Source organism: Cobetia marina (assembly GCF_001720485.1).
In the GTDB taxonomy this organism is placed as follows: domain Bacteria; phylum Pseudomonadota; class Gammaproteobacteria; order Pseudomonadales; family Halomonadaceae; genus Cobetia; species Cobetia marina.
On record NZ_CP017114.1, the window covers coordinates 3,157,857 to 3,171,280 of the forward strand.

The 13,424-nt window shown below is 63.5% G+C and carries 11 protein-coding genes; 1 reads left to right on the top strand and 10 read right to left on the bottom strand.

The window, feature by feature from the left end:
* Nucleotides 1-57: 57 nt before the first annotated feature.
* Together oadA and BFX80_RS13300 are read right to left on the bottom strand one after the other, a co-directional pair.
* Nucleotides 58-1,896, bottom strand: coding sequence for a sodium-extruding oxaloacetate decarboxylase subunit alpha (oadA, locus tag BFX80_RS13295; protein WP_077371946.1), 1,839 nt, complete (start codon nt 1,894-1,896; stop codon nt 58-60).
* Between the two features lie 69 nt (nt 1,897-1,965).
* Complete coding sequence (locus BFX80_RS13300) at nt 1,966-3,381, bottom strand: acetyl-CoA carboxylase biotin carboxylase subunit (RefSeq protein WP_084209157.1); 1,416 nt, start codon at nt 3,379-3,381, stop codon at nt 1,966-1,968.
* 186 nt (nt 3,382-3,567) lie between these two features.
* Here BFX80_RS13300 and BFX80_RS13305 point away from each other — a divergent pair, with 186 nt between their 5' ends.
* A complete protein-coding gene (locus tag BFX80_RS13305; protein ID WP_077371939.1) occupies nt 3,568-4,557 on the top strand; it encodes a LysR family transcriptional regulator in 990 nt (329 codons plus the stop codon).
* Nucleotides 4,558-4,644: 87 nt separating this feature from the next.
* Here the strand turns inward: BFX80_RS13305 and lipA are convergent, their stop codons facing one another.
* From lipA to mrdA, 8 genes are all read right to left on the bottom strand, one after another.
* Complete coding sequence (gene lipA, locus BFX80_RS13310) at nt 4,645-5,637, bottom strand: lipoyl synthase (RefSeq protein ID WP_077371936.1); 993 nt, start codon at nt 5,635-5,637, stop codon at nt 4,645-4,647.
* Entirely contained in the window at nt 5,637-6,362 is a 726-nt protein-coding gene (lipB, locus tag BFX80_RS13315; RefSeq protein ID WP_084209158.1) for a lipoyl(octanoyl) transferase LipB, read from the bottom strand. Before lipB ends, lipA begins: the two co-directional genes overlap by 1 nt.
* Nucleotides 6,363-6,419: 57 nt before the next feature.
* Nucleotides 6,420-6,707 carry an HP0495 family protein gene (locus BFX80_RS13320; protein WP_077371930.1) on the bottom strand — a complete coding sequence of 96 codons (288 nt, stop codon included), beginning with the start codon at nt 6,705-6,707 and terminating at the stop codon, nt 6,420-6,422.
* Nucleotides 6,708-6,870: 163 nt separating this feature from the next.
* Nucleotides 6,871-8,073 carry a D-alanyl-D-alanine carboxypeptidase family protein gene (locus BFX80_RS13325; protein ID WP_084209159.1) on the bottom strand — a complete coding sequence of 401 codons (1,203 nt, stop codon included), beginning with the start codon at nt 8,071-8,073 and terminating at the stop codon, nt 6,871-6,873.
* Nucleotides 8,074-8,171: 98 nt separating this feature from the next.
* On the bottom strand, nt 8,172-9,200 hold the full coding sequence (locus BFX80_RS13330) for a septal ring lytic transglycosylase RlpA family protein (protein WP_084209160.1): 1,029 nt from the start codon (nt 9,198-9,200) through the stop codon (nt 8,172-8,174).
* Nucleotides 9,197-10,237, bottom strand: coding sequence for a lytic murein transglycosylase B (gene mltB / locus BFX80_RS13335; RefSeq protein WP_077371920.1), 1,041 nt, complete (start codon nt 10,235-10,237; stop codon nt 9,197-9,199). The genes BFX80_RS13330 and mltB overlap by 4 nt, the downstream gene beginning before the upstream one ends.
* 73 nt (nt 10,238-10,310) lie before the next feature.
* Nucleotides 10,311-11,462, bottom strand: coding sequence for a rod shape-determining protein RodA (rodA, locus tag BFX80_RS13340; protein ID WP_371861119.1), 1,152 nt, complete (start codon nt 11,460-11,462; stop codon nt 10,311-10,313).
* Nucleotides 11,449-13,401 (bottom strand): penicillin-binding protein 2, encoded by a 1,953-nt coding sequence (gene mrdA, locus BFX80_RS13345; protein WP_084209161.1) that lies wholly within the window; start codon nt 13,399-13,401, stop codon nt 11,449-11,451. The genes rodA and mrdA overlap by 14 nt, the downstream gene beginning before the upstream one ends.
* Nucleotides 13,402-13,424: the final 23 nt, after the last annotated feature.

The window sequence follows — 13,424 nt, forward strand, 5'->3', positions numbered from 1 at the left end:
CGAATAGCAGTCAGATGGAGACGGCGAGCGGGTTTTGCAACCTCGCCGGCCGCGGCATCACTCGATTTCGATCAGTACTTCCCCCGGCGTGACGCGATCACCGCGAGCCACGTGGATGGCCTTGACGGTACCGTCGACGCGCGCCGTGATCTCGGTCTCCATCTTCATTGCCTCGCTGATCAGCACCGACTGGCCTGCCGTGACGCTGTCACCCACCGCCACCAGCACCTCGACGATATTGCCCGGCATCGCCGTGGTGACGTGCCCCGGCGCAGACGCACTCGCGCGCCCGCCGCTCTGGCCACCTGCCACGTAATCGTCCTTGGCTTCGAACACCACCTCTTCCGGCATGCCATCCAGAGTCAGATAGACGTGACGCTTGCTGCCCTTGGCACCGCCGACGCCGGTGATCTGCACCGCATAGGACTCGCCGTGAACGTCGATGACGAATTCGGTCGGCACGCCGGAAGACACCGGACGCTCCGCCTCGCCCTGTGGGATGATTTCCGGCGTGAGGGTGCCGGCGCGGCGCTCGCTGAGAAAGTCACGCCCCAGCTCCGGGAACATGGCGAAGGTCAAGACATCCTCAGGGGACTCGGCCAGCTCGCCCAGCTCCTCGGTGAGACGCGCCATTTCCGGGCTCAGCAGGTCTGCCGGACGCCCGACCTCCACCGGTGCGTTGCCGATGGCACGCGAGCGAACCTCTTCGTTGACCGGCGCCGGCGCCTGGCCATAGCCGCCCTGCAGATAGCGCTTCACTTCATTGGTGATGCTCTTGTAGCGCTCACCGGTCAGCACGTTGAGCACCGCCTGGGTACCGACGATCTGTGAGGTCGGGGTGACCAGCGGCGGATAGCCCAGATCGGCACGCACACGCGGAATCTCGGCGAACACCTCACGAATGCGCTCCAGCGCATTCTGCTCCTTCAACTGACTGGCCAGGTTGGACATCATGCCGCCGGGAATCTGGCTGATCTGGACCGAGACATCCTCACGGGTGAATTCGCTCTCGAAGGCCGAATACTTGCGGCGCACCTCACTGAAGTAGTCGCCGATCTCACGCAGCGACTCCAGTTCCAGTCCGGTGTCCCAGCGAGTGTCACGCAGCGAGGCGACGAAGGATTCGGTGGCCGGGTGGCTGGTGCCACCGGCGAAGGCCGAGATGCAGGTATCGATGTGGCGGCAGCCCGCCTCGACAGCCTTGATCTGACACTGCGGTGCCAGGCCTGCCGTGGCATGGCTGTGCAGGTGGATCGGCACTTCGACAGCCTCGACCAGCGCACTGACCAGGTCGAAGGTGGCATACGGGGTCAGCAGCCCGGCCATGTCCTTGATCGCGATGGAATCGGCGCCCATCTCGACCAGCTTGCGTGCCTGCTCGACATACATCTCCAGCGTATGCACCGGGCTCACGGTGTAGCAGATGGTGCCCTGGGCGTGCTTGCCGGCCTTCTTGACCGCGCGCATGGCGGTTTCCATGTTGCGCAGGTCATTCAGGGCATCGAACACGCGGAAGATATCGATGCCGCCGGCCGCGGCACGCTCGACGAAGGCCTCCACCACGTCATCGGCATAATGACGATAGCCGAGCAGGTTCTGACCGCGCAGCAGCATCTGCAGCGGCGTGTTGGGCATGGCTTCCTTGAGCGACTTCAGACGCGCCCAGGGGTCTTCCTTCAGAAAGCGCACACAGGCATCGAAGGTCGCACCGCCCCAGACCTCGAGGCTGTAGAAGCCGGCCTGATCGAGACGTGCCGCGATGGGCAGCATATCCTCGGTGCGCATGCGCGTGGCGATCAATGACTGGTGGCCATCACGCAGGACGACTTCGGTGACCTTGACGGCATCAGCCGCAGAGTCGCTCGCGGCATGGGGAGTGGAGGTAGCAGCAGTCATGTCAGGTGTCCTTGTCATTGTTGGTTGAGGAGTCGGGGGAAGGACTCGAACGGCATGTCAGGGGTGGACTCAGAGACCGGCGTGCGCCGCGATCGCCGCCGCGATCGCCAGTGCCGTCTGTTCCGGCAGGCGCTTGACCGAGTACTGGGTCAGCTCCGGATGCGCCGCCACGAAACCGGTATCGAAGCGCGCGTTGCGGAAGTCCGGATGCTTGAGGATTTCCTGATAGTAAGGCGCGGTGGTCTTGACCCCCTGCAGGCGCATGTCATTGAGGGCGCGTGACCCGCGATTGATGACCTCTTCCCATGTCAGCCCCCACACGATGAGCTTCAGGCACATGGAATCGAAATACGGCGGGATGGTGTAGCCGGTATAGATCGCGGTATCGGTTCGCACGCCAGGCCCGCCGGGGGCGTAGTAACGCGTGATGCGCCCGAAGCTGGGCAGGAAATCGTTCTTGGGGTCCTCGGCATTGATGCGGAACTGGATGGCATAGCCATGATGGCGGATGTCTTCTTGACGGAAGGCCAGCTTGTGGCCCCAGGCGATGCGGATCTGCTCGCGCACGATGTCCACGCCGGTGATCGTCTCGCTGATGGTGTGCTCCACCTGGACGCGGGTGTTCATCTCCATGAAGTAGATCTCGTTGCCCTTGACCAGGAACTCCACGGTACCGGCATTGCGATAGCCCACGGCCCGCGCGGCGCGCACCGCCATCTCCCCGACGTAGGAGCGCTGCTCCGGCGTCAGCTGAGGGCTGGGGGCAATCTCGATCAGCTTCTGGTTGCGGCGCTGGATGGAGCAGTCACGCTCGAACAGATGGATCACGTTGTCGTGACTGTCGGCCAGAATCTGGACCTCGATGTGATGCGGGTCGACCACGCAGCGCTCCAGGAAGACATCCGCACTGCCGAAGGCCTTGGTAGCCTCCGAGATCACGCGACCCCAGGCCTGCTTGAGCTGCTGGGCATCATCACAACGCCGGATACCCCGCCCCCCACCACCTGAGGTAGCCTTGAGCATCACCGGATACCCCACCTGCTCCGCCACGCTCAAGGCTTCCTCGACATCGGCCAGATTGCCCTTCGAGCCCGGCGTGACCGGCACGCCAGCCGCTTTCATGGCGGCGCGGGCTTCGGTCTTGTCTCCCATGCGCGCGATGACATCACTGGACGGGCCCACGAAGGCAATGCCCGCCGCTTCGCAGATTCTCGCGAACTCAGCATTCTCGGAAAGGAAACCATAGCCCGGATGAATGGCATCACAGCCTGTCTCGCGGGCCAGATCCACCAGGCGACGGGGGTCCAGGTAGCCGGCCAGCGGATCTTCGCCGATGAAATGCGCTTCATCGGCACGCTTGACGTGAAGCGAGAAACGATCGGCTTCGGTGTAGACCGCGACAGAGCGGATGTCCATCTCGGCACAGGCGCGTACAATGCGCACTGCGATTTCCCCTCGGTTGGCGATCAGCAACTTGCGGAACATGGTGACTCTCCCTGACGGAACGCGGTGATCTTGTTGTTGACGGCTTGCGTCTGACTCTCCTGCAACCCTGGAGGCTTGCGAGGGCAGTCATGTTCTCAGGCTTTCCACGCTACCCAGCGAGAGACCAATAGAAAAGTTGATATTTTTTTGCCAATCTATAAGTAAAACCTTATGACTGGGTGTGTCATGTCGCGTCCAAATCTGCTAAACCGATTAACTTTCAGACAGTTACAGGTATTTCAGGCCGTCCATCGCCAGCAGTCCTACTCGCGTGCGGCTGAGCAACTCGGACTGACACAGCCCGCCGTCAGTGCCCAGATTCGCCAATTGGAGCAGGCGCTCGAGCAATCGCTGTTCAAATATGCCGGCAAGACGCTGCATATCCTGCCGGCGGCGGATGCGCTGGCAAGCTCGGTACAGTCGATCTTCGGGGAAGTCTCGAGCCTGCAGATGGAGCTGTCGGAAATCGCCGGCACCATCCGTGGCGAGCTGAATCTGGCGGCCGTGTCCACGGCCCAGTATGTGGTGCCGCACATTCTGGCGCGCTTTCGTGCCCGCTACCCGGAAGTCTCGGTGCGCCTGCGCGTCTGCAATCGCGGCCAGGCACTGGAACGCCTCGCCGAGCGACGCGATGACCTGGTGATCATGGGCATGGTGCCCGATGACGCCAACCTGGCCTTCATGCCGATCCTGGACAACGAGCTGATCCCCATCGTCTGGCCCGGCCACCCGCTGCTGGACGTCAAGGGCGTCACGCTGGAGGATCTCGCCCAGTACTACATGCTGATGCGCGAGCCTGGCTCCGGCACGCGTACCGCCTTCGAGGAATTCGCCGCCCGCGAGCGCGTCTCGCTGCGCCATACGCTGGAGCTGGGCTCCAACGAGGCAATCAAGCAGGGCGTGATGGCGCATCTGGGCGTGGCGATCCTGCCGCGGCTGGCCGTCCAGCTGGAGCTGGCCTCCGGCCTGCTGGCCTCGCCGTCCCTGCCGGGCTTCCCGCTCAGACGCTCCTGGTGCACGGTCTATCCCAAGGATCGCTACCCCACGCCGGTCACCGAGCTGTTCCTGCGTTTCGTGCGCGAGCTGCTGCCGGAGCTCAACGCACACTTCAGCGCGCCGATGGAGCCGATTCCCGGGCACAGCGTCGCCTGCCTGCCGCTGGCCACGGAGCAGTGACGCTCCACCACACGCCCCTGTGCTCATGAACCAAAAAAACCGCCGCGGAGATGATCTCCGCGGCGGTTTTTTTCGGGCCAGTCCGGCTTATTTCACTTCCACACCATGCGCCTGCTTGTCGGCGTGATAGGAAGAGCGCACCAGCGGACCGGAGGCGACATGCGAGAAGCCCATCTCGCGCGCCTTCTGACCGAGCCAGTCGAAGGTATCCGGGTGGACCCAACGATCGATCGGCAGGTGGCTGCGTGACGGCTGCATGTACTGCCCGAGGGTCAGCATGTCGACGCCGTGATTGCGCAGGTCCTGCATGACCTCGAGCACCTGCTCGTCAGTCTCGCCCACCCCCAGCATCAGACCGGACTTGGTCTTCACTTCCGGGCGGCGCTCCTTGTAGCCCTTGAGCAGATCCAGCGACCACTGATAGTCGGCACCCGGACGCACGCGGCGGTACAGGCTCGGCACGGTCTCCAGATTGTGGTTGAAGACATCCGGCGGTGTCTGCTCGAGCACGTCCAGCGCGACCTGCATGCGGCCACGGAAGTCCGGTACCAGCACTTCGATCTCGGTACCTTCACACTTCTCGCGGATCTCGCGGATGCACTCGGCAATGTGGTTGGAGCCACCGTCACGCAGGTCATCACGGTCAACGGAGGTCACGACGACGTAATTCAGGCGCATCTCGGCGATGGCTTCGGCCAGCTCGCGCGGCTCGTCGGCATTCAGCGCATTGGGACGACCGTGGGCCACGTCACAGAACGGGCAGCGACGGGTACAGATATCGCCCATGATCATGAAGGTCGCGGTGCCGCCGCTGAAGCACTCGCCCAGGTTCGGGCAGGAGGCTTCTTCACACACCGTGTGCAGGCCGTGCTTGCGCAGGGTCTGCTTGATGCGGCTCACCTCAGGGGAGGCAGGCATGCGCACGCGCAGCCAGTCCGGCTTCTTCGGCAAGGTCTCGGTGGGAATCACCTTGACCGGAATGCGAGCGACCTTCTCGGCGCCACGCAGCTTCACGCCACGCTCCTTGCGAGCAGGAGCAGCGGAGGGAGCGGGCTTCGGGGTAGCGGTGGTCTCGGTCATCAGTTCTGTCCTGCTGTTCGAGAAATGTCAGCCAGTGCCGCGGGCAGCCCGCTCACCGGAGTCAGGGTCACGTCCCCTAGGCTTGCGCCCAGACAACGCACCAGGCGGTCACGCTCAGCGGCAAGATCCACCGGCTCGCGCGTCAGGTCGCGTAGCTGGGTCATCGCCATGCCGGCATAGCCGCAGGGATTGATGCGCCCGAAAGGCGCAAGGTCCATGTCCAGATTGATCGCCACGCCATGGAAACTGCATCCACGTCGGATGCGCAACCCCAGCGAGGCAATCTTGGCCTCTTCCATCGAGCGGCGCGGATCATCCATGCGCTGCGCCGATTTCTTCACGTAGACCCCCGGGGCATCGGGGCGTGGATACGCCTCGATGCCGTGCTCGGCCAACGCCGCCACCACCGTCTCTTCCAGCGCAGTCACCAGCTGGCGAACACCGATGCCGCCACGCTTGACGTTGAGCAACGGGTAGAGCACCAGCTGGCCGGGGCCGTGATAGGTCACCTGGCCACCCCGGTCGGTCTGCACCACCGGGATATCACCCGGCATCAGCAGATGTTCCGGCTTGCCAGCCTGTCCCTGGGTAAAGACGGGGGCGTGCTCCACTACCCACAGCTCATCCGGGGCCTCCGGCGAGCGGGTATCGGTGAAGTCACGCATCGCCGACCACACTTCCTCATACGGCAGCACGCCGAGGTGGTGGACGTGAATCGTGTTCATGCATGCGCTCCTGTGCTCATGGCGCAAGCCAGTGAAGTCGCTCGTCTCACGCGAACGTCACAATACCATGTGGATGCGACCGGTGGCCTTGAGGTCACGGTGCAAGGCATCCAGCTGGTCGGTTCCGGTGGCTCGGATCACCACGCGGATGCTGCGATAGTTGCCATTCTTGCTGTCCTGCCAGGTGATGGCCGTGGCGTCGAAGCCGGGCGCATGCACTTCCAGGACATTGCAGACCACTTCGACGAGATCTTCGGCGGCATTGCCGACGATCTTGAGGGAGAAATCGCAGGGGAATTCGATCTTGGGGGGTGTCTTCTCACCCGCTTTTGGCGTGTTGGCCATGGGAAAGCCCTTCCAGTGATTCTATTTCCGACCATTCTACTCAACAAAGGGCGATCCGTCAGCCGGATCGCCCTTCGTGAAAGACGCATCCCCGGGTTTCAGGGGCGCGTGGCGGGCACCGTCGCATCACCTTGCTCGCTGGCCAGGGCGGACGGCACCAGCCTCAGTTGAACAGGCCGTGGAAGAACAGCATCAGGGCGTCCCACAGACGCTTGAAGAGACCGCCCTGCTCGACTGATTCCAGGGCAACCAGCGGCTCTTCCGCCAGCACCTTGTCCTCGAGCTTGATCTGCAGGGTGCCGTACTGCTCGCCGACCTGCACCGGTGCCTTGATGGTGTCCTTCAGATCAAGACGGGCGGTCAGCTTGTCGGCCTGGCCACTCGGCAGGGTCAGATAGACTTCCTTGGCCATGCCAAGACGCACCTGATCCTTCTCGCCGCCCCAGACACGGGCCTGATTGAGCACGGCACCCTTGTCATAGAGCTTCTTGCTCTCGAAGTAGCGGAAGCCGTAGGTCAGGAGCTTCTGGGATTCCTGGGCACGCGCCTCTTCGGAGCTGGTGCCCATCACCACGCTGATCAGACGTGTGTCTTCCTTCTTGGCAGACGCCACCAGGCAGTAACCCGCTTCATCGGTATGACCGGTCTTCAGGCCGTCGACGTCCTTGTCACGCCACAGCAGCTTGTTGCGATTGGGCTGCTTGATGCCATTCCAGGTGAAGTACTTCTGGGAATAGATCTGATAGTGATCCGGATAGTCGCGGATGATGTGGCGCGCCAGAATCGCGAGATCATGTGCCGTGGAGTAGTGCTCCGCGTGCGGCAGACCGGTGGCGTTCATGTAATGGGTATTGTTCATGCCCAGACGCTTGGCGTGCTGGTTCATCAGGTCGGCGAAGGAGCCCTCGCTGCCGCCGATGTGCTCGGCAAGCGCGACGCTGGCGTCATTGCCTGACTGGATGATCACGCCGTGCAGCAGATCATCGACCGAGACACTGGTGCCCTCGCGGATGAACATGCGCGAGCCGCCGGTCTTCCAGGCGTTGACGCTGATACGCACGTTCTCGTCCGGCGTCAGCTTGCCGTCATCGATTTCATTCTCGACCAGATAGGCCGTCATCATCTTGGTCAGACTTGCCGGCGGCAGACGCTTGTCGGCATTGTGCTCGACCAGGATGCGACCGGAATTGGCATCCATCAGAATCCAGGAGGACGCGGCCAGTTGCGGCGCCGCCGGAATCAGGGTGTCGGCCTCGATGGCCCGGGCCGGCGTGGAGGTGACGCTGGTCAGCAGCGCGATACCGCTGGCCGCCATCAGCCCGGCAAGACGGCGCCGCAATGGAAGAAGTCTGGCTTTCAGGGACATGTTGAAATCTCTTTGACACTCATGCGTTAGCCGGGGCACAAGCCCCGGCCATGTTGCACCCTCGTGGGATGCATGATGGATGCGCCAGATCACCACCGCTAGCGCGGTGCCTGTACGCTGAAGGCGCCGGAGAAGCCGGCATCGGCGATCGCGGACTTGAGCGACTCGATACGCACGCTTTCTTCAAGCGGGCCCACCTGCACCTTGTAAAGATTGCCACTGCCCAGCACTCGGACCGGGCGATCAAGCGCCGCGCTGACGCGCTTGCTGATGCGGTCTGCCGTTTGCAGGTCACTGACCGCCGCCACCTGCAGGAAGCTGGCATCAGCGCCGCTGGCCGTGGTGTCGGTCGCGCGCGCCGCAGAGGCTACCACGGGCTTGGCGGCAACGCTCGTGCTGGACGTCTTCGCCGCCACGGAATCGCCGGTTGCGCCCATTTCCTCAAGCCCTGCGATGCCCTGCTCGCGACGCACCGCCTGACTGCGGGCCAGCAGACGCTCGGACTCGACCGTGCCCTGGGTCGGGCTCGGCCCCGGCCGCCAGGTGCTGGCGTCCAGCGTCTCGACGCGCACATGACCGGTACCATGGCCAAGCATGTCGAGACGCCACGCCGCACTGTAGGACAGGTCAATCAGGCGATCATCATGGAAGGGCCCACGATCGTTGACCTTGACGATGACCTGCTTGCCGTTGTCCAGATTGGTGATTCGCGCGTAGGTCGGCAGCGGCAGCGACTTGTGGGCCGCCGTCATGGTGTACATGTCATAGATCTCGCCGCTGGCGGTGGCGTAGCCATGGAACTTCTTGCCATACCAGGAGGCGGTACCTTCCGCCACGTAGCCGCGCGGGTCATCCATCACATGATAGGTCTTGCCCCACACCTCATACTCGCTGCGGTTGCCGCTGCGCGTATAGGGCTCGGGCTTCGGCACGGCATCCGGCACCGCGGAGACGTCCGGCGCGTCGTCGGGATAGGCATCCGAATCCATCTCGTAACGCCCATTCTTGCCCGCCTTCTTGCCCGTGCTCGGCGAAGCACCGTCGCTGACCGTGGTGCCACCACTGCTGGCACAACCGGCCAGCAGGGCAAGCGCCAACGTCAACGGCAGCGCGCGTGACCAGCTCATCCGGCACCCCCATCCTCGAGACGGCGCTTGATCGCCTGGGACAGCTCATTCACGGCCATCGCATACAGATGGCTGTGGTTGTAGCGAGTGATGACGTAGAAGTTGTCATAGCCCACGGCGTAGCGATACCCCTGCTTGAGGTCCAGCGCCAGCGGGATGATCTGGGTATTGCCTGCCACGCCACCCGCGACCTCGACCCCTGCCGCCTCAAGTGCCGAGACGCTCATGTAGGGTTTCTTGGTCTTGTTGAAGGTGACGGAAGACGGCGGAGTACCGGGGCCATCGGCTGCGCTGACGACCGGTGCACCGGCCTTCCAGCCGTGACGGGCGAAATAGTTGCCGACACTGCCGATGGCATCGACGGGGTTGTGCCACAGGTCCCGCACGCCATCGCCATCGAAATCGACGGCATAGGCCTGATAGCTGGTAGGGATGAACTGTGGGTAGCCCATCGCACCGGCATAGGATCCCTTGATGGAGAGCGGGTCGATGCCCTGCTCCAACGTCAGCTGCAGGAAGGCGGACAGCTCACCACGGAAGAACTTGCCACGACGCGGATGATCGAAGGCCAGCGTGGAGAGTGAGTCGATCACGCGGTGGGTGCCGGTGTGCTTGCCGAAGAAGGTCTCGACGCCAATGATGGCGGCGATGACTTCCGGCGGCACGCCATATTCGGCCTGGGCGCGATCGAAGGTCTCGCGATGCTCGGCGATGAACTTCACGCCGGCCTCGATGCGAGATTCCTTCATGAAGATGGCGCGGTACTGGTCCCAGCGCAGGTGCCCTTCCGCCGGGCGCGACATGGCATCCAGCACTTTCTGGCTGTAATCGGCCTGATTCATCAGCTCGGTCACGCGAGCGCGATCCAGCCCCTTGGCCACCAGCTCATCCACCAGCTTGGCCGTCTCCGGGTGAGTTGCGGGAGCAAAGCCATCCGGCGCCGCCATGGCCGCCCCTGACATGCCCAGCAACGGCGCGATCATCAGGGCTGCGCCCCAGTGCTTCAGACGCCGCCCACGTGCGTTAATCACCGTCATCGACTCTCTCCTTGCCTGTCTGCGGGCGTCGGCCCGCGAATGTCCTTGCCATCCGGTAGCTGCAAAGGCCGCGTCAACGCGACAGCAGGCGCCGGTGGGTATGAATGCTCATGAGAATACCGAAGCCCGCCAGCAAGGTCACGCTGGAGGTCCCACCATAACTGACCAGCGGCAGCGGAACGCCCACCACCGGGAGAATGCCTGACACCATGCCGATGTTGACGAACACATAGACGAAGAAGGTCAGGATGATGGCTCCCCCTGTCAGGCGCGCGAAGCTGTCCTGACCATGGTTGGCCATCACCAGCCCGCGCAGCACGATCAACACGTAGAGGGCGAGGAAGAAACTCATGCCCAGCAGCCCGAGTTCCTCCCCGATCACCGCGACGATGAAGTCGGTATGCCGCTCAGGCAGAAATTCCAGCTGCGATTGGGTCCCCAGGGTATAGCCCTTGCCCAGCAAGCCTCCGGAGCCGATGGCGGTCTTGGACTGGATGATGTTCCAGCCGGCTCCCAGCGGGTCGGACTCCGGATTCAGGAAGGTCAGCACACGCCGGCGTTGATAGTCATGCATCACCATCCACAGAAGCGGCAGCGCCGAGGCGATCAACGCCCCGAAGAAGGCGATCAGTTTCCAGGAGAGTCCCGCCAGCAGGATGACGAAGACCCCGGCCGCCGCGACCAGCAGCGAGGTTCCCAGATCCGGCTGCCGGGCGATCAGCAGCACCGGCGTGACGATGATCACCCCACAGATGACCAGATCGCGCCAGCGTGGCGGCAGCGGCCGCTGCCCCAGCCAGCAGGCGACCATCATCGGCATCGCCAGCTTCATGAGCTCCGACGGCTGGAAGCGCACGACGCCGGGAATCACCAGCCAGCGCTGGGCCCCCATGCCGACATCCCCCAGTACCTCCACCGCCACCAGCATCAGGAAACCGCCGCCGTAGGCGACAGGTGCCCAGCGGTACAGCGTGCTCGGAGAGAGCTGCGCCAGGCCGATCATGACCCCCAGCGCCAACGCCTGACGTGACGCCTGGCGCAGCGTGAAATCGATATCCTGACCGCTGGCGCTGTAGAGCACGATCAGACCGCACCCCAGCACGATCAGCAGCAACAGCAGCAGCCAGGGGTCCAGATGGATCCGCTCCCACAGACTGGTGCGACGCCGGCGATTGAGCTCGCCTCCCACGCTGCGCATCGAGCGCTGATAATCAGTCGGCATCATTGACTCCTGCAGGGGTTTCGCTCTGCTCGGCCTGCGCCGCCGTCTCTTCCAGGGCCGCCGCCAGCGTCAGGGCGGCATCACGGGCGACAGGATCAATGCGCGGCAACAACCAGTAATCCGTGATGGCACGTGCCATGGGGCCGGCCACCGAGCTTCCGCCCTGACCGTTCTCCACCACCACGGACACGGCGATCTCGGGATTCTCGACCGGCGCGAACGCCGCAAACAGGGCATGGTCGCGCAGACGTTCCGCCAGCTCGTGACCGTTGTACTTCTGGTCCTGCCCCAGGGTGAAGACCTGCGCCGTACCGGACTTGCCGGCCATGCGATACTTGAGCCCGGGACCGACGTACTTGCGCGCCGTGCCCTCGCGGCCATTGACCACGTCCTCAAGCGCGCCGATGACCTCGTCCCACCAGGCCGGATTCTCAACCACCACGTCAGGCTTCTCTTCGCTGCGCGGCAACAGCACCGTCTCATCGCCGATGCGCTTGGCCAGATGAGGCGTCACATGCCGGCCACGATTGGCCAGCACCGCCTCGGCGGAGGCGAGCTGCAGGGGCGTCGTCAACCAGTAGCCCTGGCCGATCCCGATGGAGATGGTCTCGCCGGGATACCAGGGCTTGTCGTAGCGATTGCGCTTCCATTCCTTGGACGGCATCAACCCCGGCAAGGCACCCTGCACGTCCAGCGCGGTCTGCTCACCGAACCCGAACTTGTGCATGTACTCGCTGATGCGATCGATGCCCAGTCGATAGGCGACATTGTAGAAGTAGGTGTCATTGGAGACGGCGATACCGCGCCGCATGTTGACCCGTCCATGCCCCCAGCGCAGCCAGTTGCGATACTTGTGGCTGTCATTGGGCAGCTGGAAATACCCCGGGTCGAAGAAGGTGGTCTGCGGCGTGATGACACCATTGTCCAGCCCCGCCAGCGACATGAAGGGCTTGACCGTCGAGGCAGGCGGATACTGTCCCCGTATCGCCCGATTGAACAGCGGCAGGTCGATGTCGGACTGCAACGCACGGTAACTCTTGACGCTGATGCCGGTGACGAACTCGTTGGAATCAAAGCCCGGCACCGAGGCCATGGCGAGGATCTCGCCGCTCTCCGGCTCGATGGCCACGATCGCCCCACGGCGCCCCTTGAGCAGTCGATAGGCCAGATCCTGCAGGCCACGGTCGATGGTCAGCGTCAAGTCCTTGCCGGGCTGCGGGTCGATACGCGACAGCTCACGCAGCACGCGGCCGCGCGCATTGGTTTCCACCTTGCGCAGCCCGGCCTGACCATGCAGCGCCTCTTCATAGAAGCGCTCGATCCCGGTCTTGCCGATGAAGTGCGTTCCCGAATAGTTGCCCTTGTCGAGGGTCTTGAGCTCCGCCTGATTGATGCGCCCGACATAGCCCAGCGTATGCGAGAGCGGCTTGGCATCCGGGTAGTAACGCAGCAGCTGGGCCTCGACCTCGACACCTGGCAGGCGATAGCGATTGACCGCCAGACGCGCGATCTGCTCTTGGCTCAGCTCACTCATCAACAGGGCTGGCTGATAGGGGCGCTGTCGCTGACGCGAGCGTTCCTTGAAGTCTTCGATTTCATCAGGGGGGAGATCGAGAATCTCGACCAGACGCTCAAGCGTCGTCTCCAGATCACCGGCGCGTTCGCGCACGATGGTCAGGTTGTAATTGGGACGATTCTCGGCAAGCAGGCGACCGTTGCGGTCATAGATCAGGCCGCGCGTCGGCGGCAGGGGTTCGACACGCACACGGTTCTTGTCCGAGCGCGTGGTATAGATATCGTGTTCCACGACCTGAAGAAAGACCAGCCGTGCCAGCAGGCAACCGGCCAGCACCAGCACCAGGCCGGCGGCCACGATACTGCGAAGGCGAAAGATCCGCACTTCCTGTTGGGGATTCTTGATCGTCGCCCGGCGTTGGCGCATGGCGGGTCTCGCAACTCGTGTCT